This window comes from Streptomyces sp. SGAir0957, assembly GCF_043523415.1.
This window is the reverse complement of the sequence record NZ_CP027293.1, coordinates 5,015,833-5,038,948: the sequence shown is the minus strand read 5'-3', so window position 1 is coordinate 5,038,948 and position 23,116 is coordinate 5,015,833. Positions and strand designations below refer to the sequence as shown.

At 72.8% G+C, this 23,116-nt stretch carries 26 protein-coding genes; 8 read left to right on the top strand and 18 right to left on the bottom strand.

Annotated elements, in window-relative coordinates; translation table 11 throughout:
- Positions 1-131: 131 nt before the first annotated feature.
- Complete coding sequence (locus C1N81_RS27610) at positions 132-743, bottom strand: response regulator transcription factor (protein ID WP_003948568.1); 612 nt, start codon at positions 741-743, stop codon at positions 132-134.
- Positions 744-1,152: 409 nt separating this feature from the next.
- Here C1N81_RS27610 and C1N81_RS27605 point away from each other — a divergent pair, with 409 nt between their 5' ends.
- A complete protein-coding gene (locus C1N81_RS27605) occupies positions 1,153-1,515 on the top strand; it encodes a WhiB family transcriptional regulator (protein WP_394433489.1) in 363 nt (120 codons plus the stop codon).
- 69 nt (positions 1,516-1,584) lie between these two features.
- On the opposite strand, the gene C1N81_RS27600 is transcribed toward C1N81_RS27605, so the two are convergent.
- On the bottom strand, positions 1,585-2,535 hold the full coding sequence (locus tag C1N81_RS27600; protein ID WP_394433488.1) for a LysR family transcriptional regulator: 951 nt from the start codon (positions 2,533-2,535) through the stop codon (positions 1,585-1,587).
- 82 nt (positions 2,536-2,617) lie between these two features.
- On the opposite strand from C1N81_RS27600, the gene C1N81_RS27595 reads away from it, so the two are divergent.
- Positions 2,618-3,295 carry an MOSC domain-containing protein gene (locus C1N81_RS27595; protein WP_394433486.1) on the top strand — a complete coding sequence of 226 codons (678 nt, stop codon included), beginning with the start codon at positions 2,618-2,620 and terminating at the stop codon, positions 3,293-3,295.
- 63 nt (positions 3,296-3,358) lie between these two features.
- The gene (locus tag C1N81_RS27590; protein ID WP_394433485.1) at positions 3,359-4,132 is read left to right on the top strand and encodes an SDR family NAD(P)-dependent oxidoreductase; all 774 of its coding nucleotides are present in this window, start codon (positions 3,359-3,361) and stop codon (positions 4,130-4,132) included.
- 308 nt (positions 4,133-4,440) lie between these two features.
- On the opposite strand, the gene groL is transcribed toward C1N81_RS27590, so the two are convergent.
- The 4 genes from groL to C1N81_RS27570 all read right to left on the bottom strand — a co-directional run bounded on the left by groL (position 4,441) and on the right by C1N81_RS27570 (position 8,518).
- Positions 4,441-6,066 (bottom strand): chaperonin GroEL, encoded by a 1,626-nt coding sequence (gene groL, locus C1N81_RS27585; RefSeq protein WP_394433484.1) that lies wholly within the window; start codon positions 6,064-6,066, stop codon positions 4,441-4,443.
- A gap of 119 nt (positions 6,067-6,185) precedes the next feature.
- Positions 6,186-6,494 carry a co-chaperone GroES gene (gene groES, locus C1N81_RS27580; RefSeq protein WP_282535600.1) on the bottom strand — a complete coding sequence of 103 codons (309 nt, stop codon included), beginning with the start codon at positions 6,492-6,494 and terminating at the stop codon, positions 6,186-6,188.
- A gap of 237 nt (positions 6,495-6,731) precedes the next feature.
- Positions 6,732-7,463, bottom strand: a complete 732-nt coding sequence (locus tag C1N81_RS27575; RefSeq protein ID WP_394433482.1) for a polysaccharide deacetylase family protein — start codon at positions 7,461-7,463, stop codon at positions 6,732-6,734.
- Positions 7,460-8,518 (bottom strand): polysaccharide deacetylase family protein, encoded by a 1,059-nt coding sequence (locus C1N81_RS27570; protein ID WP_394433481.1) that lies wholly within the window; start codon positions 8,516-8,518, stop codon positions 7,460-7,462. Before C1N81_RS27570 ends, C1N81_RS27575 begins: the two co-directional genes overlap by 4 nt.
- An 82-nt stretch (positions 8,519-8,600) precedes the next feature.
- Here C1N81_RS27570 and C1N81_RS27565 point away from each other — a divergent pair, with 82 nt between their 5' ends.
- Positions 8,601-9,818: a THUMP-like domain-containing protein gene (locus C1N81_RS27565; RefSeq protein ID WP_394433480.1), complete on the top strand. Its 1,218-nt coding sequence runs from the start codon at positions 8,601-8,603 to the stop codon at positions 9,816-9,818.
- A gap of 31 nt (positions 9,819-9,849) precedes the next feature.
- On the opposite strand, the gene C1N81_RS27560 is transcribed toward C1N81_RS27565, so the two are convergent.
- Together C1N81_RS27560 and C1N81_RS27555 are read right to left on the bottom strand one after the other, a co-directional pair.
- Complete coding sequence (locus C1N81_RS27560) at positions 9,850-11,070, bottom strand: RNA polymerase sigma factor (protein WP_394438278.1); 1,221 nt, start codon at positions 11,068-11,070, stop codon at positions 9,850-9,852.
- Positions 11,071-11,189: 119 nt separating this feature from the next.
- On the bottom strand, positions 11,190-11,546 hold the full coding sequence (locus tag C1N81_RS27555; protein WP_394433479.1) for a YciI family protein: 357 nt from the start codon (positions 11,544-11,546) through the stop codon (positions 11,190-11,192).
- A gap of 142 nt (positions 11,547-11,688) precedes the next feature.
- On the opposite strand from C1N81_RS27555, the gene C1N81_RS27550 reads away from it, so the two are divergent.
- Complete coding sequence (locus tag C1N81_RS27550) at positions 11,689-12,273, top strand: class I SAM-dependent methyltransferase (protein ID WP_394433477.1); 585 nt, start codon at positions 11,689-11,691, stop codon at positions 12,271-12,273.
- Positions 12,274-12,277: 4 nt separating this feature from the next.
- Here C1N81_RS27550 and C1N81_RS27545 read toward each other — a convergent pair whose 3' ends face one another.
- The 5 genes from C1N81_RS27545 to tsaB all read right to left on the bottom strand — a co-directional run bounded on the left by C1N81_RS27545 (position 12,278) and on the right by tsaB (position 15,991).
- A complete protein-coding gene (locus tag C1N81_RS27545) occupies positions 12,278-13,273 on the bottom strand; it encodes an LCP family protein (RefSeq protein WP_394438275.1) in 996 nt (331 codons plus the stop codon).
- 133 nt (positions 13,274-13,406) lie between these two features.
- On the bottom strand, positions 13,407-13,655 hold the full coding sequence (locus tag C1N81_RS27540) for a hypothetical protein (protein WP_394433476.1): 249 nt from the start codon (positions 13,653-13,655) through the stop codon (positions 13,407-13,409).
- Positions 13,652-14,755 (bottom strand): tRNA (adenosine(37)-N6)-threonylcarbamoyltransferase complex transferase subunit TsaD, encoded by a 1,104-nt coding sequence (gene tsaD, locus C1N81_RS27535; RefSeq protein ID WP_394433475.1) that lies wholly within the window; start codon positions 14,753-14,755, stop codon positions 13,652-13,654. The genes C1N81_RS27540 and tsaD overlap by 4 nt, the downstream gene beginning before the upstream one ends.
- Positions 14,748-15,311, bottom strand: coding sequence for a ribosomal protein S18-alanine N-acetyltransferase (gene rimI / locus C1N81_RS27530; RefSeq protein ID WP_394438273.1), 564 nt, complete (start codon positions 15,309-15,311; stop codon positions 14,748-14,750). The genes tsaD and rimI overlap by 8 nt, the downstream gene beginning before the upstream one ends.
- A gap of 23 nt (positions 15,312-15,334) precedes the next feature.
- Positions 15,335-15,991 (bottom strand): tRNA (adenosine(37)-N6)-threonylcarbamoyltransferase complex dimerization subunit type 1 TsaB, encoded by a 657-nt coding sequence (gene tsaB / locus C1N81_RS27525; RefSeq protein ID WP_394433474.1) that lies wholly within the window; start codon positions 15,989-15,991, stop codon positions 15,335-15,337.
- Between the two features lie 133 nt (positions 15,992-16,124).
- On the opposite strand from tsaB, the gene C1N81_RS27520 reads away from it, so the two are divergent.
- The gene (locus C1N81_RS27520; RefSeq protein WP_394433472.1) at positions 16,125-16,682 is read left to right on the top strand and encodes a hypothetical protein; all 558 of its coding nucleotides are present in this window, start codon (positions 16,125-16,127) and stop codon (positions 16,680-16,682) included.
- Between the two features lie 227 nt (positions 16,683-16,909).
- Here the strand turns inward: C1N81_RS27520 and C1N81_RS27515 are convergent, their stop codons facing one another.
- The 4 genes from C1N81_RS27515 to alr form a co-directional block, all read right to left on the bottom strand.
- Positions 16,910-17,113: a hypothetical protein gene (locus C1N81_RS27515; RefSeq protein WP_394433471.1), complete on the bottom strand. Its 204-nt coding sequence runs from the start codon at positions 17,111-17,113 to the stop codon at positions 16,910-16,912.
- Positions 17,114-17,237: 124 nt separating this feature from the next.
- Complete coding sequence (gene tsaE, locus C1N81_RS27510) at positions 17,238-17,774, bottom strand: tRNA (adenosine(37)-N6)-threonylcarbamoyltransferase complex ATPase subunit type 1 TsaE (protein ID WP_394433469.1); 537 nt, start codon at positions 17,772-17,774, stop codon at positions 17,238-17,240.
- Positions 17,737-18,975, bottom strand: a complete 1,239-nt coding sequence (locus tag C1N81_RS27505) for an alpha/beta fold hydrolase (protein WP_394433468.1) — start codon at positions 18,973-18,975, stop codon at positions 17,737-17,739. Before C1N81_RS27505 ends, tsaE begins: the two co-directional genes overlap by 38 nt.
- 34 nt (positions 18,976-19,009) lie before the next feature.
- Complete coding sequence (gene alr, locus C1N81_RS27500) at positions 19,010-20,173, bottom strand: alanine racemase (protein ID WP_394433466.1); 1,164 nt, start codon at positions 20,171-20,173, stop codon at positions 19,010-19,012.
- A gap of 126 nt (positions 20,174-20,299) precedes the next feature.
- On the opposite strand from alr, the gene C1N81_RS27495 reads away from it, so the two are divergent.
- Together C1N81_RS27495 and C1N81_RS27490 are read left to right on the top strand one after the other, a co-directional pair.
- On the top strand, positions 20,300-20,884 hold the full coding sequence (locus tag C1N81_RS27495) for a TetR/AcrR family transcriptional regulator (RefSeq protein ID WP_394433464.1): 585 nt from the start codon (positions 20,300-20,302) through the stop codon (positions 20,882-20,884).
- 128 nt (positions 20,885-21,012) lie between these two features.
- Positions 21,013-22,467: an NAD(P)H-hydrate dehydratase gene (locus C1N81_RS27490; RefSeq protein WP_394433462.1), complete on the top strand. Its 1,455-nt coding sequence runs from the start codon at positions 21,013-21,015 to the stop codon at positions 22,465-22,467.
- A gap of 268 nt (positions 22,468-22,735) precedes the next feature.
- On the opposite strand, the gene C1N81_RS27485 is transcribed toward C1N81_RS27490, so the two are convergent.
- Positions 22,736-23,110 (bottom strand): holo-ACP synthase, encoded by a 375-nt coding sequence (locus C1N81_RS27485; RefSeq protein ID WP_394433460.1) that lies wholly within the window; start codon positions 23,108-23,110, stop codon positions 22,736-22,738.
- Positions 23,111-23,116 lie beyond the last annotated feature (6 nt).

Here is a 23,116-nt window from a genome sequence, read left to right as displayed (position 1 = left end):
ACACCTCAAGGATGCGGCATCACGCGCGAAACGTGGGGGCGGCGTTCACCGCAGCCCCGCAAGGGGCGCGGGGAACGGCGCGCCGAGCCACGACGAACTCGCGGCGGACCGGCCACCGCACCCCGGCGGCGCTATCGCACCAGCCCCCATCGAAATCCGAGCGCCACGGCGTGGGCCCGGTCCGAAGCACCGAGCTTCTTGAACAGACGCCGCGCGTGCGTCTTCACGGTGTCCTCGGAGAGGAAGAGCTCGCGCCCGATCTCCGCGTTGGACCGGCCGTGGCTCATGCCTTCGAGCACCTGGATCTCACGCGCGGTGAGGGTGGGCGCGGCGCCCATCTCGGCCGAGCGCAGTCTGCGGGGGGCGAGCCGCCACGTGGGGTCGGCGAGCGCCTGCGTCACGGTGGCCCGCAGCTCGGCGCGCGAGGCGTCCTTGTGCAGATACCCGCGGGCGCCGGCGGCGACGGCGAGCGCCACCCCGTCCAGGTCCTCGGCCACGGTGAGCATGATGATGCGCGCACCGGGGTCGGCGGAGAGCAGCCGCCGGACCGTCTCGACGCCGCCCAGGCCGGGCATGCGTACGTCCATCAGAATCAGGTCCGAGCGGTCGGCGCCCCAGCGGCGGAGGACTTCCTCCCCGTTGGCCGCGGTCGTCACGCGCTCGACGCCGGGCACGGTCGCGACCGCGCGGCGAAGCGCCTCTCGGGCGAGCGGGGAGTCGTCGCAGACGAGGACGGATGTCATGACCGTCCTCCGCAGCTGATGCGCGTCACCTTGTGCCTCCAGGCTTTGTACGAATCGTCACCTGTGCGGTCGACACTCGCAAACCACCGGACAGATGCCCGAGCGCTTGTTCCTTCAACCGCCTCCGCACTACCAACGACGGTCACTCGAAAGAGTTACGGGTCGGACGGTCTCGTTCGGCACTCTACGTGAGGGGCCGGACACAGTGGAGGTCCCGCAACGGACCCTCAAGGTTTCATCACAAGCTATGCCCCATTTAGCGGCTTTTCTTCCCTTTTGCTGGTGTCTGTAGCTAGATTCGCAATGAGTCATATTTTCATCTCCTTAGATAGTAGATGTACGGTCAGGCACCGTATCCGCGCCACAACCGGATCAAAACGGCCACAACCGGCTACAAGGGGACTACGCAATGGCAGATTTCTCCCGCCTTCCCGGACCGAACGCTGATCTGTGGGACTGGCAGCTCCTCGCGGCCTGCCGCGGGGTGGACAGCTCGCTCTTCTTCCACCCGGAGGGCGAGCGAGGAGCGGCGCGCAGCGCGCGCGAGAACTCGGCGAAAGAGGTCTGCATGAGGTGCCCGGTGCGCGCGGAGTGCGCAGCTCACGCCCTTCAGGTGCGCGAGCCGTACGGCGTGTGGGGCGGCCTCACCGAGGACGAGCGCGAAGAGCTGATGGGGCGGGCCCGCAACCGGCTCGTCACGGCGTCGGCGGCGGTCGGCGGCGGACCCGCGACCCCGTCACCGGGTCATGACGGGCCCTTCATGAACCACTGACGCACCACTGAAGGGTCACTGAAGGAACGTTTCTGCAAACACCTGTGCAGGTGGCACCCAGGGGCGGGATCAGCGAGCGGCGGCCTTCGCCAGGTGGTCGAGGGTCGCGGCGACCGCCGGGACCTGGGCCAGATCGGGCAGGGTCAGCGCCACGATCTCGCGCCGCACGGGCGGCTCCACCGTCACTGTGCGTGCACCCTTGGGGCGAACGGATTCGATGGCCAGTTCGGGAAGGACGGCAACTCCGAGCCCCGCGCCGACCAGGCCGACCACCGCCGGGTAGTCGTCCGTGGCGAAGTCGATGCGCGGGGCGAAACCGGCGCCCCGGCACACCTCGACGAGCTGGCGGCGGCAGCGCGGGCAGCCCGCGATCCACGGGTCGTCGGCGAACGCGTCGATGGTCACCGAGCCCGCGCCGGCGAGCGGGTGCCCCTCGGCGACCAGGCCCACGAGCCGGTCGGCGAGCAGGGGCCGCACGACAAGGTCGTCCCACTCCTCGGCGGCGTGCGCGCCCTGGCCCTCCCGCCTCCCCCCGCCGCCCTCCTGCTGAGGCGCTTCGCGCCGCCCCTCGTAACGGAAGGCGAGGGCGACGTCGCAGTCGCCCTCGCGCAGCATCTCCACCGAGCGCGGCGGCTCCGCCTCGACCAGCGAGACGCGCGTACCGGGGTGTTCCGCGCGCAGGGCGGCAAGCGCGGTCGGCACCAGGGTCGAACTGCCGCTCGGGAAGGAGACGAGGCGGACCCGGCCCGCGCGCAGACCCGCGATCGCGGCGACCTCCTCCTCGGCGGCCGTGAGCCCGGCGAGGATGCCCGCCGCGTGCCGCACGAGCGCCTCACCGGCCTGGGTCAGCCGCATCTCGCGTCCGGTGCGGATCAGCAGCGGTGTGCCGGCCGAGGACTCCAGGGCCTTCATCTGCTGGCTGACGGCGGGCTGCGTGCAGCCCAGTTCGCGGGCCGCCGCCGAGAAGGAGCCGGTGGCGGCGACGGCGCGCAGGACGCGAAGGTGCCGGGCCTCGATCATGGTTCAAGCATAAGCGCCGCTTGGGGAGATCGTCGAATATTGCGTGGCGGCTTTCATGGGCGGTCCCGTACCGTGCGGTGACATGAAGCTTCTGTCGCTGAACCTGGGCCGCCCCAAGGCCGTCCCCTACACCGACCAGCCGGACGGCGTGACCGGCATCGACAAGCAGCCGGTCCAGGGCCCGGTCCGGGTGAGCGCACCGGGCACGAAGGGGACCGGGGCGAGCGGCATAGCGGGCGACGCCGTGTGCGACACGCGCCACCACGGCGGCGACGACCAGGCGGTGTACGCGTTCGCGCGCGAGGACCTGGACGCGTGGGAGCGCGCGCTCGGCCGCACGCTCCCCAACGGCTCCTTCGGCGAGAACCTCACCACCGAGGGCATCGACGTGTGCGGCGCGAAGATCGGCGAGCGCTGGCGGATCGGCCCCGACCTGCTCCTGGAGGTCAGCGCGAGCCGGATCCCGTGCAAGACCTTCCAGGGGCACGTGGGCGAGAAGGGCTGGGTCAAGCGGTTCACGCAGGAGCAGCGGCCGGGCGCGTACCTGCGGGTCATCGAGCCGGGCGAGATCCGCGCGGGCGACACCGTGGAGATCGTGCACCGCCCCGCGCACGAGGTGACGGTCTCCTTCGAGTTCCGCGCGCTGATGACGGAGCGGGAGCTGCTGCCGAGGGTGCTGGCGGCCGGGGCCCCGCTCCACGGCGAGGTGGAGCGGGTCGCGCGGACGTACGTGGAGAAGTACGGCGCGCAGACGGCGTGAAGGGTGCGGGCAGACCCCGCCCGGTGATCACGAGCACCGCGTGACGCTCACTAACCTTGCTCCATGACTACGGCACTGATCACGGGATCCACCGCGGGCATCGGCGCCGCCTTCGCCCGGCGCCTCGCCGCCGACGGACACAACCTGGTGCTCGTCGCCCGCGACACGAAGCGGCTCCAGGAGCAGGCGACGGAACTGCACGACCGGCACGGCATCGAGGCCGAGGTGCTCACGGCCGACCTGTCCACCGACGACGGCATCGCGGCGGTCGAGAAGCGCCTCGCCGACCCGAAGGCCGCGGTCGACCTGCTGGTCAACAACGCCGGGTTCGGCAACAAGGGCCGCTTCCTGGAAGTGTCCATGGCCGACGAGCTGACGATGCTGAAGGTGCACTGCGAGGCCGTCCTACGGCTCACCTCCGCGGCGACCGGGGCGATGCGCGAGCGCGGGCGCGGCGGTGTGATCAACGTGGCGTCGGTCGCGGCGTTCGTCCCGCGCGGCACGTACGGCGCCTCGAAGGCGTGGGTCGTCCAGTTCACGCAGGGCGTCGCGAAGGACCTGGCGGGCTCGGGCGTCCGCCTGATGGCGCTCTGCCCCGGCTTCGTGCGCACGGAGTTCCACGAGCGGGCCGGGATGGGCACGGACAACATCCCCAAGTGGATGTGGCTCGACGCCGACAAGCTGGTGACAGCCGCCCTGGCGGACCTGTCCCGCAACAAGACCCTCTCGATCCCGGACCCGCGCTACAAGGCGCTGATGGGGCTGGCGAAGGTGACCCCGCGCGGCCTGCTGGGCGGCGTCACCTCAAAGACGGGCCGAAAGTACGGCCCCCGCTAGGGCCACGAGGAACGGCGCGAGCACCGCAAACGCGCCCCCGCCAGGGGCGCGGGGAACGGCGCGAGCACCGCAAGCGGCCCCGCCAGGGGCGCGGGGAACGGCGCGAGCAACCACGACGCTCCGCGGACGGCGACGAACCGCACCCAGCAGACGCGCCCCCGCCAGGGGCGCGGGGAACTGCGCGACCAGCCACCACGCAACCCGCGCCCGGCAACGACCAGAACCCGGCAGACGCGCCCCGGAAAACCAGGAGGCCCGGCCCCCGAAAACACAGGGGGCCGAGCCTCAGGTCACTTCAGCGGAGCGCGTCAGTGGGAGTGGCCGTGACCGTGGCCCGCGGCCTCCGGCTCCTCCTCCGCCGGCTTCTCGACGACCAGGGTCTCGGTCGTGAGGAGCAGGGAGGCGATGGAGGCGGCGTTCTCCAGGGCGGAGCGGGTGACCTTGACCGGGTCGATGACGCCGGCCTTGACCAGGTCGCCGTACTCGCCGGTCGCGGCGTTGTAGCCGGAGCCCTTCTCGAGCTCGGCGACCTTGGAGACGATGACGTAGCCCTCGAGGCCCGCGTTCTCGGCGATCCAGCGCAGCGGCTCGACGGCGGCGCGGCGGACGACGGAGACGCCGGTGGCCTCGTCGCCCTCCTTGCCGAGGTTGTCGTTGAGGACCTTCACGGCGTGGACGAGCGCGGAGCCACCACCGGAGACGATGCCCTCCTCGACCGCGGCGCGGGTCGCGGAGATGGCGTCCTCCAGACGGTGCTTCTTCTCCTTGAGCTCGACCTCGGTCGCGGCACCGACCTTGATGACGCAGACGCCGCCGGCGAGCTTCGCGAGGCGCTCCTGGAGCTTCTCGCGGTCCCAGTCGGAGTCCGTGTTCTCGATCTCGGCCTTGATCTGGTTGACGCGGCCCTCGACGTCGGCCTTGTTGCCGCCACCGTCGACGATCGTGGTGTCGTCCTTGGTGATGGTGACGCGGCGGGCGGAGCCGAGGACGTCGAGACCGGCCTGGTCGAGCTTGAGGCCGACCTCTTCGGCGATGACGGTGGCACCGGTGAGGGTGGCCATGTCCTGCAGCATCGCCTTGCGGCGGTCGCCGAAGCCGGGGGCCTTGACCGCGACGGCGTTGAACGTGCCGCGGATCTTGTTCACGACCAGGGTCGACAGGGCCTCGCCCTCGACGTCCTCGGCGATGATCAGCAGGGGCTTCGAGCCGCCCGCCTGGATGACCTTCTCCAGGAGCGGGAGCAGGTCCTGGATCGAACCGATCTTGCCCTGGTGGATCAGGATGTACGGGTCGTCGAGGACGGCCTCCATACGCTCCTGGTCGGTGACGAAGTACGGGGACAGGTAGCCCTTGTCGAAGGCCATGCCCTCGGTGAAGTCGAGCTCCAGGCCGAAGGTGTTGGACTCCTCGACGGTGATGACACCGTCCTTGCCGACCTTGTCCATCGCCTCGGCGATGAGCTCGCCGACCTGGCTGTCCTGGGCGGACAGACCGGCGACGGCGGCGATGTCGGACTTCTCGTCGATCGGGCGGGCGGTCGCGAGGAGGTCCTCGGACACGGCCTTCACCGCGGCGTCGATGCCCTTCTTCAGGGCGGCCGGGGACGCGCCCGCGGCAACGTTGCGCAGGCCCTCCTTGACCAGGGCCTGGGCGAGCACGGTGGCGGTGGTCGTACCGTCACCCGCGATGTCGTTGGTCTTGGTCGCCACCTCCTTCACCAGCTGCGCGCCGAGGTTCTCGTACGGGTCCTCGACCTCGACCTCGCGGGCGATGGTCACACCGTCGTTGGTGATGGTGGGGGCGCCGAACTTCTTGTCGATGACGACGTTGCGGCCCTTGGGGCCGATCGTCACCTTGACCGTGTCGGCAAGCTTGTTGACGCCGCGCTCGAGGGCGCGACGGGCGTCCTCGTCAAACTTCAGGATCTTCGCCATGGGAGCGTTTCAGCCCTCTCGAAAAACTAGGGGTGAACGAAGGACGCCCCTGACCCCGGCTTCTTACGGTCGCGGGTGCCAGGGGCGCACTTCACATCAAAAGCTGCTTTTTCGGCCGCTTACTTCTCGACGATCGCGAGGACGTCGCGCGCCGAGAGGACGAGGTACTCCTCGCCGTTGTACTTGACCTCGGTGCCGCCGTACTTGCTGTACAGCACGATGTCGCCGGACTTCACGTCGAGCGGCAGGCGCTCGCCGTTCTCGAAGCGGCCCGGACCGACGGCGAGGACGACGCCCTCCTGGGGCTTCTCCTTCGCGGTGTCCGGAATGACCAGGCCGGAGGCCGTGGTCTGCTCGGCGTCGAGCGGCTGGACCACGATGCGGTCCTCGAGCGGCTTGATGGCAACCTTGGAGCTGGCGGTCGTCACGATCCGGTCTCCCCCTTCGGAGATCTCACGGGGTTAAGAGTCTGAGGTGGCGACCAGGTGGATCCGTCGTCGCGGGTGCCGGACCTGCCCGTCGCTGATTGGCACTCTCCAGTGGTGAGTGCCAGGGTCGAGACTATGACCGCGATTAGCACTCGGTCAAGCGGAGTGCCAATCGTCCGGCGACGCGGCGTGGATCTGGCCGGTCGCGCAGTTCCCCGCGCCCCTGGGCGGGCCCGGTCACAGGTAGGCGTTCAGGTGGGCCACCTCGTAGCCCTGGCTCCGGATCTCTCGCAGCAGGGTTGCCGTCGTGTCCGCCGGGCGCCGGCCTCCCCCCACCTTGATGATGTCGCCCGGGTGGAGGCGGAGGTGGAGGTGGAGATGGGGCGGGTCGGGGGCCTCGTGGGTCCACAGGACGATCGCCTCGATGCCGCAGGCGGCGGCCGCCCGGAGCGTCGCCGCGTCGAAGCCGCCCTCGGGCGGACGGAGCAGCCGCGGGGCACGGCCGAAGCGGCCCGCGACGCTGTCCTGTTGCGCGCAGATCTGCGTGTGCTGGGCGACGTAGCCGAGGCCGGGCAGGGACGCGCGCGTGAAGGTGCGGTTCTCGATGTCGGCGCCCAGGGCGCGCAACCGTGCGAGGGGGCCGGAGCGGGTGGCGGGCCGTGCCAGGAACACGGACAGCGGCAGGCGCTTCTCGCGGACCAGTGCCGCGAGTCCGCGGGCGCCGGGATGGTCGCCGTCCAGGTCGTAGGTCAGGAAGACGACCTTGTCGCGGGTGGCGATGTGGTCGATCACCGGGGGGACCGTTCCCGCCGGGCCGGCCGGGGGTGCCGCCGCCGGGGCCGCGTGATGGTGGCGGACCCCCTGCGCCGCCTTGCGGCCCATGCGTTCGATCGGGTCGACGGACTGGGCGCAGCCGGTGAGGAGCAGGGCGGCCGCCAGGGTGGCGGCGAGGGTGCGGCCGGGTGTCACAGGTAGTCCTCGAGGCGGGCCACCGCGAACCCGTCGGCGGTGGCCCGGTCCAGGAACGTACGGACCATGTCGGGCATCGTGCCCGCCCAGTCCCCGCGGCCGCGGAAGTGCGTGAGGACGATGTCGCCGGGGTGGAGGGACCGGTCCCATTCCCGGTAGTCGACGCGGTCGGCGAAGACCTCGGCGTTCCAGATCGGCGCGTGGGTGATGCCGCACGCCTTGGCGGCCCTGAGAGTGGTCCGGTCGTAGTCGCCGTACGGCGGGCGGAAGAGGGTGGGGCGCTTGCCGTAGTGGCGTTCGAGCTTGTCCTGCATGCCGCAGATCTCGTGCTTCTGCTCCGCGTAGGAGAGGTTCGGCAGGAAGCGGTGGTGCAGGGTGTGGTTGTTGAGGGTGGCGCCGTCCAGGTCCCTGGCCTTCGCGAAGTACGCGTAGCCCGGCTTCTTCTTCCTGACCTCGGTGTCGGTCAGGAAGGCCGTGTACGGGATCTTCAGGTCGTTCATCATCCGTAGGAAGCGCGGGTCCTTCTCGGCGCCGTCGTCGATGGTGAGGAAGACGACCCGGTCCTTGGTGGGCACCGTGGTGAAGACGGGCGGCAGGGCGAGCCGGTCCTGGCCCGCTACCTCGAACCCCGCGCGCGGCCTGATCACCGGCTTCTTCGCGGGCGGCTCGGGTGCGGCGAGAGGGACCTCGGCCAGGCCCCAGCGCCGGGCCGCCGCGGCGCGGCGGGCCTGCTGGCCGAGGGCCGGGCGCACCGCCCGCTCGGCGACCGCCCGGTCCGCGGCGGCGCTCTCCGTGGCCGCCCGCGTCCGTTCCTCACGGGGGTCAAAGTCGCCCGCGCAGGCGGTCGCGAGCGATGCCGTGGCCAGCGCGAGGACCCATGTGCGGGGCGCGGCCCTGCGGGCGGATCCCGTGCGGAGCGCGGTTCTGCGGGTGGATTCCGTGCGGGGCGCGGCCCGGCGGCCCGACCCCGTGCGGGGCGCGGTTCTGCGGGCGGATTCCGGGCGGGCCGGCCGCGCGGCCGTCTCTTCATCTTGTCGTACCGACACTCGTCGCATGGCGCCGGATCCTCGCAGCTCAGAGCCCTGATGCGGGGCCGACACCGCCACCGCGCACGGACCGTCCACCGACTGGCCCACAATGGATCGGGTGAGTTCCTCTGCCACGTCCGACGACGCCGCCGCCGACTTCCGCGCCCTCCTCGCCCCGGAGGGCCAGGCCCTCCTCGACGCGTTGCGCGAGCACGATCCGGCGCAGGAGCTGGCCCTCGCGACCCGGCTGCGCCGCGACCACCCCGCCGCGCTCGTCTCGGCGGCGCTCGCGCAGGCGCGGCTGCGGCAGCGGGCGGTGGCGAAGTTCGGGGCGGAGGACGCGGCCCGCATGTACTTCACGCCGAACGGGGTCGAGCAGGCCACCCGCGCCGGGGTCGCCGCCCACCGTGCCGCTTCGTTCCGCGCGCTCGGTGTCCGGTCAGTCGCCGACCTGTGCTGCGGCATCGGCGGCGACGCGATCGCCCTGGCCCGCGCGGGCATCTTGGTGCTCGCCGTCGACCGGGATCCGCACACCTGTGCCGTCGCCCGCGCCAACGCCGCCGCTCTCGGCCTCGACGACCTCATCGAGGTGCGGGAGGCGGACGTGACCGACGTGGACACCTCCGCGTACGACGCCGTCTTCGTGGACCCGGCCCGGCGCTCGGCCGGACGCGGGCGCATCTTCGACCCCGAGGCGTACTCGCCGCCGCTGTCCTGGGCCGTCTCCGCCGCGCTCGCCGCCCCGCGCGCCGCGCTGAAGATCGCGCCGGGCATCCCGCACGAGGCGATCCCGGCGGAGGCCGACGCGGAGTGGATCTCGGACGGGGGTGATGTGAAGGAGGCCGTGCTCTGGTTCGGCACGGAGCCCGGCCGGATGCGCGCCACCCTGCTGCCGGACCCGCGCGAGCTGGTCGGGCGCGGGCTCCCGGATCCCGGGGTGCGGCCCGTGGGGCGGTACTTGTACGAGCCCGACGGGGCCGTCATCCGTGCGCATCTCGTCGCCGAGGTGGCCGAGCAGGTCGGGGGCGGGCTCATCGACGAGACCATCGCGTACGTCACCGCCGACGCGCCGCGCCCGACCCCGTACGCGAGCGCCTACGAGATCACGGACCAGCTCCCCTTCAACGTCAAGAAGCTGAAGGCGCTGTTGCGGGAGCGGGGCGTCGGGGTGCTGACCGTGAAGAAGCGGGGGTCCGCGGTCGAGCCGGAGGAGTTGCGGCGCAAGGTCATGCCCAAGCCGTACGGTAAGGGGGCGGTGACGGTGTTTCTGACGCGGGTGGCCGGGGCGCCGACCATGCTTCTCGGGGGGCCGGTCTCCCTTGGCTGAGGCCGCGGGGCTCTGCCCCGGCCCCCGCTCCTCACTCGCCGGAGGGGCTTGAACCAGCGTCCGACTTGCCGAGCAGGAAGGCGCGTTCCCGTCCGTTCCGGGCCAGCTTCGCCGCCCGCGCGTACTCCTCCCGCGCCTCCGCCACCCGGCCGAGCCGCTCCAGCAGATCGCCGCGCACGCTCGGCAGCAAGTGGTAGTCGCGCAGGGCCGGTTCGTCGGTGAGGGCGTCGACGAGGGGCAGGGCCGCGGCCGGGCCCGCAGCCATCGACACGGCCACCGCCTGGTTGAGCCGGACCACCGGGGACGGGGTACGGGCGGCGAGGAGCCCGTAGAGGGTGGCGATCTGGGACCAGTTGGTCTCCTCGTAGGTGTGGGCCCGGGCGTGACAGGCGGCGATGGCGGCCTGGAGGGCGTACGGTCCCGGCGGTCCCGGGGCCACCGCGTCCGCCCGGCCGAGCGCGGCGAACCCGCGCCGGATCAGGAGCGGGTTCCAGCGGGTCCGGTTCTGGTCCCTGAGCAGGACGGGCGAGCCGTCGGGCGCCGTGCGGGCGGCCGTGCGGGACGACTGGAGCTCCAGCAGAGCCGCGAGGCCGTGCACTTCGGGATCCTTCGGCATCAGCGACTGGAGGACGCGGGCCAGGCGCAGGGCGTCCTCGCACAGGCCGGGGCGCAGGTAGTCGTCGCCCGCCGTGGCGGCGTAGCCCTCGTTGAAGATGAGGTAGATGACCTCCAGGACCGAGCCGAGGCGGGCCTCGCGGTCGGGGCCGGTGGGCACCTCGAAGGCGACGTTGCGGGTGGCGAGGGTGCGTTTGGCGCGGACGATGCGCTGGGCGACCGTCGGTTCGGGGGCGAGGACCGCGCGGGCGGTCTCCGCGGTGGTGAGGCCGCCGAGGAGGCGCAGGGTGAGGGCGACGCGGGCCTCGGCGGACAGCACCGGGTGGCAGGCCATGAAGACCAGGCGCAGCAGGTCGTCGTCGATGTCGTCCGGGTCGGCCGGGCTCTGGTCCTCGTACGCGAACTCCGTTGCCCTGCCGACCTCTTCGAGCTTGCGGGCGTAGTTCTCGCGGCGCCGCACGAGATCGACGGCGCGGCGCCGGGCGACGGCGGTGAGCCAGCCGCCCGGCCGCTCGGGCACACCGGATTCCGGCCACTGTTCGAGGGCGGCGACGAGCGCGTCCTGCGCCAGTTCCTCCGCGATGCCGACGTCGCGCACGACGCGCGTGACGGCGGCGATGATGCGGGGGGCCTCCATGCGGAAGACGGTCTCGATGGCCTGGGCGGTGGCGGCGTCCGGGCGGGCCGTTGCGCGGTGCTCGTTCACAGCCCACCATCAGACACCGGCCCTGGACGGACGCCAAGCCGGTCCGCCGGTCAGCCTTCGACGATCTCGCGGATCTCGGAGGTGACCGTCCACTCCTCGCCGTGGACGCGCAGGAACCGCTTGGTCCACTCCAGGACCTCGGCCTCGTCCTTCGCCTGGATGATCGCGTAGCCGCCGACGACCTCCTTGGTCTCGGTGAAGGGGCCGTCGGTGACGCTGATCTCGCCCTTGTCGTAGTGCACGCGCCTGCCCTGCGCGGTCGGGGTCAGTCCCGCCGTGTCGAGCAGGACGCCGGCCTTGGTCATCTCCTCGAGGAGGGCGCCCATGCGCTGCATCAGCTCGTCGCTGGGGCCGCCCTCGGGGGCGTTGTTCTCGTCGACGCGGACCATCGTCAGATAGCGGGGCATGATCATCTCCAGTGCTCTCGTGGACGTGCTCGCACTCGCTCGTGGATGTGCGTGCACTTGCTCGTGGACGTGCTTGCACTATCGCGTCGATCGAGCGCCCCCGGCATCGACACGGGCACCGGAATTCTCCGAGGATTTCCTCATGCCGTTCGATCACAACGACCACTACCACCGGCTCCTGCTGCGCCACGTGCCGCCCGGCGCCCGTACCGCGCTCGACGTCGGTTGCGGCACGGGCCGCTTCGCGCGCCGCCTCGTCGGCCTGGGCTGCCGGGTCGACGCGCTCGACCCCGACCCGGAGACGCTGGCCGCGGCGGAGGCGTCCGGCGGCGGTCCGCGCTACCGCCGCGCCGACGCCGCGACCGAGCCGCTCCCGTCCGGCCACTACGACGTGATCACCTGCCTGGCCAGCCTGCACCACATGCCGTTCACCACGCTGACGCGCTTCCGCGACGCCCTCGCGCCGGGCGGCCGCCTCCTCGTCCTCGGCTGCTACGCGGGCCACACCGCTCTGGATGTCGTCGCTTCGCCGGCGAACGCCGTGGCCCGCGCGGCGGTGTTCGCCACCGAGCGCGCCCGCGGCATCCGTACGCCGCCCCGCAAGGCCCCCGTCCGGCAGCCGGAGATGCGGCTGCCGCGGATCCGCGCGGAGGCGGACCGGCTGCTGCCGGGCAGCGAGGTGCGCCAACTCCTCTACTGGCGCTACCTGTTGACGTATACGAAGTGACGGGTCACCGCAGCGACTCCCACAGCTTCCCCGCCTCCGGCTCCTTCGCGACGACCCGGTTGGCGTCCGCCGGGGCCGGCACCACCGGCATGACGACGGTCTTCACGGCGTCGCCGGACAGCTCGCGCAGGCTGCGGGCCAGGTCGGAGAGTTCGGCGAGGGAGTCGAGCCCGGTGTCGGCGACGAGGCTGCCGGTGGCGGCGTCGGCGACGCGGTAGAGGCGGGCCGGGTCGGTGAGCAGGCCGTCCGCGGAGACCTCGCCGACCAGCGACTTCACGAGCTGCTGCTGGAGTGCGATGCGGCCGAGGTCGCTGCCGTCGCCGACGCCGTGCCGGGTGCGGGCGAAGGCGAGGGCGTCTTCGCCGTCGAGGTGGTGCGTGCCCGCCTCCAGGTGGAGGTGGCTGAGGTCGTCGTCGATGTCCTCGGTCGTCGTGACGTCCACGCCGCCGAGCGCGTCGACGAGCTTCGCGAACCCCGCGAAGTCGATCTCCAGATAGTGGTCCATGCGGACGCCGGTGAGGTGCTCGACCGTCTTCACCGCGCAGACGGGGCCGCCGACCGCGTAGGCGCTGTTGAACATGACGTTGTACGCGACCGCCGTCGTGCCGCCGGACTCCGTCGGGCAGGAGGGGCGTTCGACGAGGGTGTCGCGGGGGATGCTGACGACGGTCGCCTCGGTGCGGCCCGCGTCCAGGTGGACGACCATCGCGGTGTCGGAGCGGGCGCCGCCGTCCTCGCCGCCGCCGAGCGCCTTGTTCTCCGCGCCGGTGCGGGAGTCCGAGCCGAGGACGAGGAAGTTGAGGACGCCCGTGTCGACGGGGGCCGTGTCCCGCGACGCCGAGGGGGCGGCGGTGGGCGTCGGCCGGGCCGGGCGGTCGTCGCCGAGCGCGCTGTCGATGTCGACGCTGCGTATGTTGTGCTCGAAGTGCCAGTACGCCCAGCCGACACCGGCGCCGACGAGCACGAGGACGCAGCCGAGGGCGATCGCCACCGCCTTCAGCGCACGCGTCTTCACCACGCGCCCGCAGAACCGTTTCTTCTCATCCACGCACGGAACATAAGTCCGCATTAGTACAGGCGTAAACCACTTGCCGCGCAGTTTCGGAAAACTCAGGCAGATTTAACAGTGCGGCTCAGACCGCCTCGAACCGCCACCTGTGCACGGCCCGCGTCACCAAGTCCTCGCCCGGCTCGGGCAGTTCGGGCACCTCGGCGTCGTACTCCGCGTCCCACCACGTGATGACGAGGACCCGGTCCTGCGGCGCGCGCAGCGTCTCGCGGCGCAGCGGCTCCTCGGCCAGTTCCTGCGCCCGCACCCAGGCGAGGAGGTCGTCGCCGCGGCCCTGGACGGCCCGCGCCTCCCACATCAGCGCGACCGTCACGAGTACAGGTTCTCCTTGCTGACCTCGTGCACATGGTCGTGCCCGTGGTGGTGGTCGTGGCCCGGTACGTGCGTCTCCGTCACCGGCAGCGACGAGTCCGCCGACAGGTCCCACGACGACGGCTGCCGGTTCCTCGCCACCATCTCCGCGCCGAGCGCCGCGACCATCGCGCCGTTGTCCGTGCACAGCTTGGGACGCGGCACGCGCAGCCGGATGCCGGCCCGCTCGCAGCGCTCCTGGGCCAGCGCCCGCAGCCGCGAATTGGCGGCAACGCCACCGCCGATCATCAAATGGTCGACGCCCTCGTCCTTGCAGGCGCGCACGGCCTTGCGGGTCAGCACGTCGACGACGGCCTCCTGGAACGACGCCGACACGTCCCGCACCGGCACGTCCTCGCCCGCCGCCCGCTTGGCCTCGATCCAGCGGGCCACGGCCGTCTTGAGGCCGGAGAAGGAGAAGTCGTACGCCGGGTCGCGCGGGCCGGTCAGGCCGCGCGGGAAGGCGATCGCGTCCGGGTCGCCCTCCTTCGCGTACCGGTCGATGACGGGGCCGCCGGGGAAGCCCAGGTTCAGGACGCGGGCGATCTTGTCGAACGCCTCGCCCGCCGCGTCGTCGATGGTCGCGCCGAGCGGCCGGACGTCGGAGGTGATGTCGCTGGAGAGCAGCAGCGAGGAGTGGCCGCCGGAGACGAGGAGCGCCATCGTCGGCTCGGGCAGCGGGCCGTGCTCCAGCTGGTCGACGCAGATGTGCGAGGCCAGGTGGTTGACGCCGTAGAGGGGCTTGCCGAGCGCGTACGCGTACGCCTTCGCGGCGCTGACGCCGACGAGCAGGGCGCCCGCGAGGCCGGGTCCCGCGGTGACGGAGATCCCGTCGAGGTCCTTGGCGGTGATCCCGGCGTCCTTGAGGGCGCGCTGGATCGTCGGGACCATCGCCTCCAGGTGGGCACGGGAGGCGACCTCGGGCACGACGCCGCCGAAGCGGGCGTGCTCGTCGACGCTGGAGGCGACGGCGTCGGCGAGCAGGGTGGTGCCGCGGACGATGCCGACGCCGGTCTCGTCGCAGGAGGTCTCGATGCCGAGGACGAGGGGTTCGTCAGCCATGGTTCTTCTCTTCGGTTGCTTCGGTTGCTTCGGTTGCTTCGGTCGCTTCGGTCGCTTCGGTCGCCGTGAGGGGAGCCCCGGGTACGGGCTCCTGGGTGGTGATCAGGCGCATCACGAGAGCGTCGACATTGCCCGGCTGGTAGTAGCCGCGGCGGAAGCCGATCGGCTGGAAGCCGAAGCGCTCGTAGAGCTTCTGCGCCCGCGTGTTGTCGACGCGGACCTCCAGCATCACCTCGGCGGCCTCGAAGGCGGTGGCGTGGCGCAGCAGCTCGGTGAGGAGGCGGGCGCCGAGGCCGGTGCCCCAGTGGTCGCGGGCGACGGCGATCGTCTGCACGTCGGCGCCGTCGGCGGGACCGTCCTCCCCCGCGGCGCCGGCCGCGGCGAGACCGCCGTAGCCGACGAGCCTGTCGCCCTCGTACGCGACGACGTAGCGCCGCGTCGAGCCCACCCCGCGCGCGTGGGCCAGCTCCGACCAGAACATGCCGCGCGACCATGCGTCGTCGGGGAAGAGGTCCTTCTCCAGGGCCAGCACGGGATCGATGTCCCACCAGCGCATCTCACGCAGTTCGGCCTCGGTCGTCACTTGGGGGTGACCACCTTGTAGTTCTTGGGGACCTGCGCGTCGGGGCGGCGCAGGTAGAGGGGGCGGGGCGCGGGCAGCTCCTCGCCCGCGGCCAGTCGCTCGGCGGCGAGGGCGGCGAGCGCGGCGGCGGAGACGTGCTCGGGGCCGCGCGGGTCGGTGAACGTGTCCGGGTAGAGCAGCGCGCCCGCGCCGACCGCGGGCAGTCCGGCGACGGCCTCGGCGATGTCGGCGGGCCGGTCGACGGCGGGCTCGGAGAGGCGGGTGCGCGGGTCGGCGTAGCGCGCCCAGTAGACCTCCTTGCGGCGGGCGTCGGTGGCGACCACGAAGGGGCCCTCCACGCCTTCGGCCGCGTAGGCGAGACCGTCGAGCGTGCACACGCCGTGCACGGGCACGTCGAGCGCGAGCCCGAAGGTGTCGGCGGTCATGAGGCCGACGCGCAGTCCGGTGTACGGTCCCGGGCCGATGCCCACGACGATCCCGGTGACGGCGTCGAGCGCCGTGCCGGCCTCGGCGAGGACCCGGTCGACGGCGGGCAGCAGCAGCTCCCCGTGTCTACGGGCGTCCACCTGACTCGACGCGGCGACGGTGTCGGTCCCGTCGTGCAGGGCGACGGTGACGGCGGGGGTGGCGGTATCCACAGCGAGCAACAGCACGCGAACAGCCTACGACTCCGGCGGGGTGGACATGTCCGCGTCCGCGACTCCCCGGGCCTGTCGGTCCCGGCTGCTACCGTCACGTACAGCCGTCACTGGCGTCGTACTTACGTACTGGAGAGGCAGGCACCTGGTGGCACGGAGCAGCACCGGATTCGTGACCGCGCTGACCGTCGGCGCGCTCGCCGCGGTCGGCTTCCTCGCGTTCCAGGCGTCGGCGAACGCGCCGTCCGAGCTCGGCGCCGCCAAGCCCGGCGCCTCCCCCTCCGCCACGGCGTCCCACTCCCCCAAGGACAAGAAGGCCCCCGCCACCGCCCTGCCCGACCGGTCCGGCACGGGGCAGCGGGTCGTCTACGCCCTGAAGACCGACCGGGTCTGGCTGGTCGGCGCGGACGGCAAGGCGCAGCGCACGTACGCGGTGGTGCCCGGCACGCTGGACCCGGCGGCCGGCACGTACAAGGTGATCCAGCGCACCGGTTCCGTCACCGGGACCGACGGGGTGCCGATCGAGCATGTCGTGCTGTTCACGACGGTCAACGGGAAGGGTGTCGGGTTCAGCGCGGCGGTCGACGGTTCCACGCCGACGCCCGATCCGGCGCAGGAGACCGGTGGTATCCGGGGGTCGCGGGCGGATGCGGCGGCGATGTGGCAGTTCGCCACGTGGGGTCGCAAGGTGGTCGTGGTTCCCTGAGCCCCGGGTACGCCCCGGGTACGTGGGGGTTCGTTGCCGGGTGCGGCGGACGTCGTGGCTGGTCGCGCAGTTCCCCGCGCCCCTGGAGCATGCGGCTCCGCCGCAGCCCCATGGGGACGCGCGTCCCCGCGCCCTCCTGAGATGGCGCACGCAGTGCGCATCTCAGGGGCGCGGGGAACTGCGCGACCAGCCACCACGCACCCGCACGCGACGACGCACCCGTACCCCTACGGCGCCTGATCGCGCGGCGACGGCGCGGGTGCCGGGCCCGGCGGGGTCGAGATGGCGCGGGCGGCCGCGCAGGAGGCCAGCAGGGCGCTCATCGACACCGGCATCGTCCCCCCGCCGAACCCGCCACCGACCCCGCCGCGCACACCATCCCGCCCCGCCGAAGGCCCATCGCCCCGCACGACACGTTCCGAAGCCGTCATGGCGCCTCCCGAGCAGGCGTGGTTAGGTAGACCTAACTAAGTCCGGCCTCCATGTGAACACGCCGAACACGCGCCGCGCAACATTTTGCCGACGCGTTGTCGGGATACGGGCCCCGCGGTGCGCTCAGCCCGCGAGGGACGCCAGATCGGCGTCGGACCAGCGCGCGCCGATGCCGTGCAGCGTCACCACGCGGACCTCGTCCGTGGTGTCGCCGGTGGCCCGGTCGATGAGGACGTGCAGGCGGTCGTCGGAGAGCTCCTCGACCTTGCCGTCGCCCCATTCCACGACGACGACGGACTCGGGCAGGTCCACGTCGAGGTCGAGGTCCTCCATCTCGTCGAGGCCGCCGCCGAGCCGGTACGCGTCGACGTGCACGAGGGCGGGTCCGCCGGTCAGGGAGGGGTGGACGCGGGCGATCACGAAGGTCGGCGAGGTGACGGCGCCGCGCACGCCGAGGCCCGCGCCGAGCCCGCGGGTCAGGGTCGTCTTGCCCGCGCCGAGTTCGCCGGTGAGCATCACGAGGTCGCCGGGGCGCAGTTGCTTGGCGAGGGCGAGGCCCAACTCCCGCATGGCGTCGGGGGAGTTGACCGTGACGGTGACGGTCGTGACGGGGGTGGCGGGGTCAGCCGCCGGGCTGTGCGGTGCTGCCGGTGTCTCCATGGCTCCCCACGGTAGCGGCTGCGACCGGCACACCCGCGCGCGCGAGGAGCTGCGCGAGGCGCTCGGTGACGACGTCCGGGTGCTCCAGCATGACCAGGTGCCCAGCGTCCGGGACGAGGGCCAGCTCGGCGTCCGGGAGCAGCGCCGCGATGGCCTCGCTGTGCTCGCTCGGCGTCACGAGGTCGTGCTGCCCGGCGAGGACCAGGACGGGCAGGTCCGCGAAGTGCGCGAGCGCCGCCGTCTTGTCGTGCTCCTGGAACGCCGGGTAGAACTCGGCGACGACGTCGATGGGCGTGCTTTCGATCATCCGCTCGGCGAACCGGGCGATCGCCGGGTCGACGTCCCGCGTCGCGAACGAGTACCGCTTGATGATCCCGGCGAACAGGTCCGCGGTCGCCCGGCGCCCGCGTTCGACCAGCTCGGCCCGCTGCCCGAGCGCCTTCAGGACACCGGGCAGGACCTTGCGCACGGCGTTCATCCCGGCGACCGGGAGCCCGTAGTTGACCTCGCCGAGCCTGCCCGACGACGTGCCGACGAGCGCCACGCCCACCACCCGCTCGCGGACCAGCGCGGGGTGGCGGTCGGCGAGGGCCATCACCGTCATGCCGCCCATGGAGTGGCCGACCAGGACGATCGGGCCCTCGGGCACGGCGGCGTCGATGACGGCCCTGAGGTCGTCGCCGAGCCGGTCTATGGAGACGGGGGCGCCCTGGTCCGCCTGTTCCGCGCCGCGCCCGGAGCGGCCGTGACTGCGCTGGTCCCAGTAGACGCTGCGGACGACGCCGCGCAGGGCCGCGCGCTGGAAGTGCCAGGAGTCCTGGTTGAGGCAGTAGCCGTGGCTGAAGACGATCGTCACGGGGGCGGGCGCCCTGCGACCGAAGAGGCGACGCCTGCGCGGGCCTTCGCCGCCGGCCGGTTCGGCCTCGTCGACCTCGTAGTACAGCTCGGTGCCGTCGGCGGCGCGAGCCCGCCCGGGAACGCCGCGCAGCGCCCCGTAGGGTCCGGCCGCGTCGAGGGCGAGGCGGGCCTTGCGGCGCATTCCGCGCCCCACGGTCAGCCGCTCCACGGCGACCCCGGCGGCGGCGCCCGCGGCCACCACGCCTATCGCGGCCCCGGCGAGACCGGCCCGCCGCCAGCTCCCCTGAGCCGCGGCGGCGACCTCGGCGACGGCCTCCGTGGCCTGTGCGCTGCTCTCGCTCACGTGCCGTTCCTCCTGGGGGCTACCCGTCCGGATCTCAGACCGTGCTCTGCTTCCCCGTGTCCCCATAGACGCGAGGTACCCGCGAACCGATCCGGGTCACGATCTCGTACGCGATCGTGCCCGCCGCGGCCGCCCAGTCCTCCGCGGTCGGCTCGCCCGCGTCGCCGGGACCGAACAGGACCGCCTCGTCGCCCGCGGCGGGCTCGTCGCCGCCGAGGTCGACGACGAACTGGTCCATCGCGATCCGTCCCGCGACCGTGCGCAGCTTGCCGCCGATGAGGACGGGCCCGGAGCCGGAGGCATGGCGCGGGATGCCGTCCGCGTAGCCGAGCGGCACCAGGCCGAGGGTCGTGGCGCCGGGTGTGACGTAGTGATGCCCGTAACTGATGCCGAGTCCACCCGGCGCCTGCTTCACGAGCGCCAGGTTCGCCTTGAGCGTCATGACGGGGCGCAGGCCGAAGTCGGCGGGCGTGCCGAGCTCCGGGCTGGGCGAGATCCCGTACATGGCGATGCCGGGGCGCACGAGGTCGAAGTGGGTCTCGGGGAGGGTGAGCGTGCCCGGCGAGTTCGCGATGTGCCGCACCTCGGGGGTGACGCCCCGCTCCTCCGCGTACGCGACCATCTCGCGGAACGACTCCAGCTGGGCCGGGGTGGCGGGGTGGCCCGGCTCGTCGGCGCAGGCGAAGTGCGACCACAGCCCGGTGACGGTGACGTGCCCCGCCGCCTGCGCGGCCAGGGCCTCGCGCACCAGCTCGGGCCAGTCGGCGGGCAGGCAGCCATTGCGCCCGAGGCCCGTGTCGGCCTTGAGCTGGATCCGGGCCGGGCGGCCGACGGCGCGGGCCGCCTCGACGACCTCGCGCAACGCCCACAGGCCGCTCACCGACATGTCCAGGCCGGCCTCGACGCCCTCGCGCCACGGCCCGCCCGGCACCCACAACCAGCACAGGATGCGCCCGGTCAGGCCCGCGGCACGCAGTTCGAGGGCTTCCTCGGGCGTGGCGGTTCCGATCCACTCGGCGCCCGCCTCCTTGGCGGCGCGGGCCACCGGGATCATGCCGTGCCCGTACGCGTCCGCCTTCACGACGGCCATGAACGCGGCCCCCGGCGCATGGGCGCGCAGGGACCGCACGTTGGCCTTCAGGGCGCCGAGATCGATCTCGGCGCGGGCGCGGAGCGGGGCAGTCACGTTCTCGTTCATCGTGCGCCCAGTCTCTCAGAGGGGATTGCGGTGAAATCCGTTGACCGGTCCGGCGGGTCCGGATAACCCTAGGAGCCGTAAGCAGCAACCTAGGCCCCCTAGGAATTGAGGAGTGACACGGCTGTGATGGCAAGGGCAGGTCTGACCAGGGAGCGGGTGGTGGCGGCCGCCGCCGATCTCGCGGACTCCGTCGGTTTCGAGCACATCACCGTCGCGGCGCTGGCCCGTGGCTTCGGCGTCAAGGACGCCAGCCTCTACGCACACGTCAAGAACCTCTCCGACCTGCGCGTCCAGGTCGCGATCCGGTCCGGCCTCGACCTCGCCGACCGGATCGCGGACGCGCTCGCGGGCCGGGCGCGCCACGACGCCCTCACCGCTTTCGCGGACGCCTACCGGGACTTCGCCCTCGCCCACCCCGGCCGGTACGCGGCCACCCAGCAGCAAGAGCTCGACCCGGACGTCATCGAGGCCCACCCCGGCCTGCGCCGTAACCTCACCTGCACCTACGCGCTGCTCCAGGGCTACGACCTGACGGAACCGGACCTGACCGACGCGGGCCGCCTGCTGCGCAGCACCTTCCACGGCTTCGTCAGCCTCGAACTGGCGGGCAGCTTCCGGCACCAGCGGGAGGCGGGCGCGAGCTGGGCGAGCACGGTCGAGGCGCTGCACGCGGCACTCAGCAACTGGCCTTCACGAGCGGCGACCCGATGACCGGGTTGCCGAGCAACTGGGCGTCGGGGGCGGTGACCCGGTGACCAGGTCGCTGAGCACCTGGTCCACACACCCCGCCGAGACCGCCGGCCTGCTTCGTCGCCACTTCCTGGGGGAGACTCGATGACATGCGCACTGCTTACGACGTGGAGAGTGTCCGGGCCGCCGAACGCGCGCTGATGGCGCGCCTGCCCGACGGAGCACTGATGCAGCGGGCCGCGGCGGGCCTCGCCGCCGCCTGCGCCGACCTGCTCGGCAAGGTGTACGGGAAACGGGTCACCCTGCTGATCGGCTCCGGGGACAACGGCGGCGACGCCCTGTACGCGGGCGCCCGCCTCGCCAAGCGCGGCGCGGGCCTCACCGCGCTGCTCCTCTCACCCGAGCGGGCGCACCCGGGCGGACTCGCCGCGCTGCGCTCCGCGGGCGGCACGGTGCTCGACGCGGAGGGGGCCGACGCCGAGGACCGCGTGGCCCGCGCCGACCTCGTCCTCGACGGCATCGTCGGCATCGGGGGCAAGGGCGGCCTGCGCCCCCGAGCCGCCCGGCTCGCCTCGCTGGCCGGGGAGTCGCGGTGCCTCGTCGTCGCCGTCGACCTGCCCAGCGGGGTGGACGCGGACACGGGTGAAGTGCGGGGCGAGGCGGTACGGGCGGACGCCACGGTCACGTTCGGCGCGTACAAACCGGGTCTCCTGGTGGACCCGGCACACGCGTACGCGGGAGCGCTCCGCCTGGTGGACATCGGCCTCGATCCGGGCACGTCCTCCCCGGCCCTGGAAGCGCTGCAGCACGACGACGTGGCGGGGCTGCTCCCCCGCCCCACCGGCGAGAGCGACAAGTACCAGCGCGGTGTCGTCGGCGTCGTCGCCGGTTCCGAGCGCTATCCGGGCGCGGCCGTCCTCGCCACCGCGGGAGCGCTGCACGGCGGCGCGGGCGCGGTCCGCTACGTCGGTCCCGCCGCGGACGCGGTCATCGCCCGCTTCCCCGAGACGCTCGTCTCGGCCGGGCCGCCCTCGCAGGCGGGCCGCGTCCAGGCGTGGGTGATCGGCCCCGGCCTCGGCGACGACAAGACCGGCATGGCGGACGTCCTCGCGTCGGACGTCCCGGTCCTCATCGACGCGGACGGCCTCCGGCTGGCCGACCCGGAGACGGTACGGAGGCGCCGCGCGGCCACCGTCCTCACCCCGCACGCCGGGGAGGCGGCGGCGCTGCTCGGATGTGCGCGGGAGCGGGTCGAGGCCGAACGGGTGTCCTCCGTCCGGGAGTTGGCGTCCCGGTACGGGGCGACGGTGCTCCTGAAGGGGTCGACGACCTTGATCGCGTCGCCGCCCTCTCCTGACGGCCGCGCCCCCCTCCGGGTCAACTCCACCGGCACCCCGTGGCTCGCCACCGCCGGGAGCGGCGACGTCCTCTCGGGCCTCACCGGCTCCCTCCTGGCGGCCGGCCTCGGGCCGTTGGACGCGGCGTCGGCCGGGGCCTACCTCCACGGCCTGGCGGCCCGCGCCTCCTCCCGGAACGCCCCCATCTCGGCCCAGGACGTGGCGTCAGCGCTACAAACAGCCTGGCGAGACGCAGCCACCGCCTAGCCCCGCCCAACTCCGACTGCGCGCAAATCGCGGCCGGCCCACGCGCCCCTGGGACAGCGCCGAAGCCGCAGGCCCCCAGGGGCGCGGGGAACGGCGCGACCAGCCACGACACCAGGCGCACCCGGCAACGCCACGAACCCCCACGGCGGAAAGCCGCCCCTGAAGGGGCGCGGGGAACGGCGCGACCAGCCACGACGGCGGGCGCACCCGGCAACGCCACGAACCCACGACGGCGTCGTACCCGGTGACCGCCGGACGTGGAGCCGGGCTACCCCTCCGCCACCACCACAGCGGAAGCGACCCCCGCATCGTGGCTCAGCGACACATGAAACCCCGCGACCCCGAGCTCCGCGGCCCGCGCGGCCACCGACCCGGTCACCCGCAACCGCGGCTGCCCCGTGTCCTCGACGTACACCTCCGCGTCGGTCCACCGCAGCCCCACCGGCGCCCCCAGCGCTTTCGCGAGGGCCTCCTTCGCGGCGAACCGGGCGGCCAGCGAAGCGACTCCGCGCCGCTCGGCGCCGCCCGGCAGGAACAGCTCGTCGCGCAGGAACAACCGCTCGGCGAGCGCTGGCGTGCGTGCGAGGGATGCCGCGAACCGTTCGATCTCGGCCACGTCGATCCCGACCCCGATGATGCTCATGCGGGC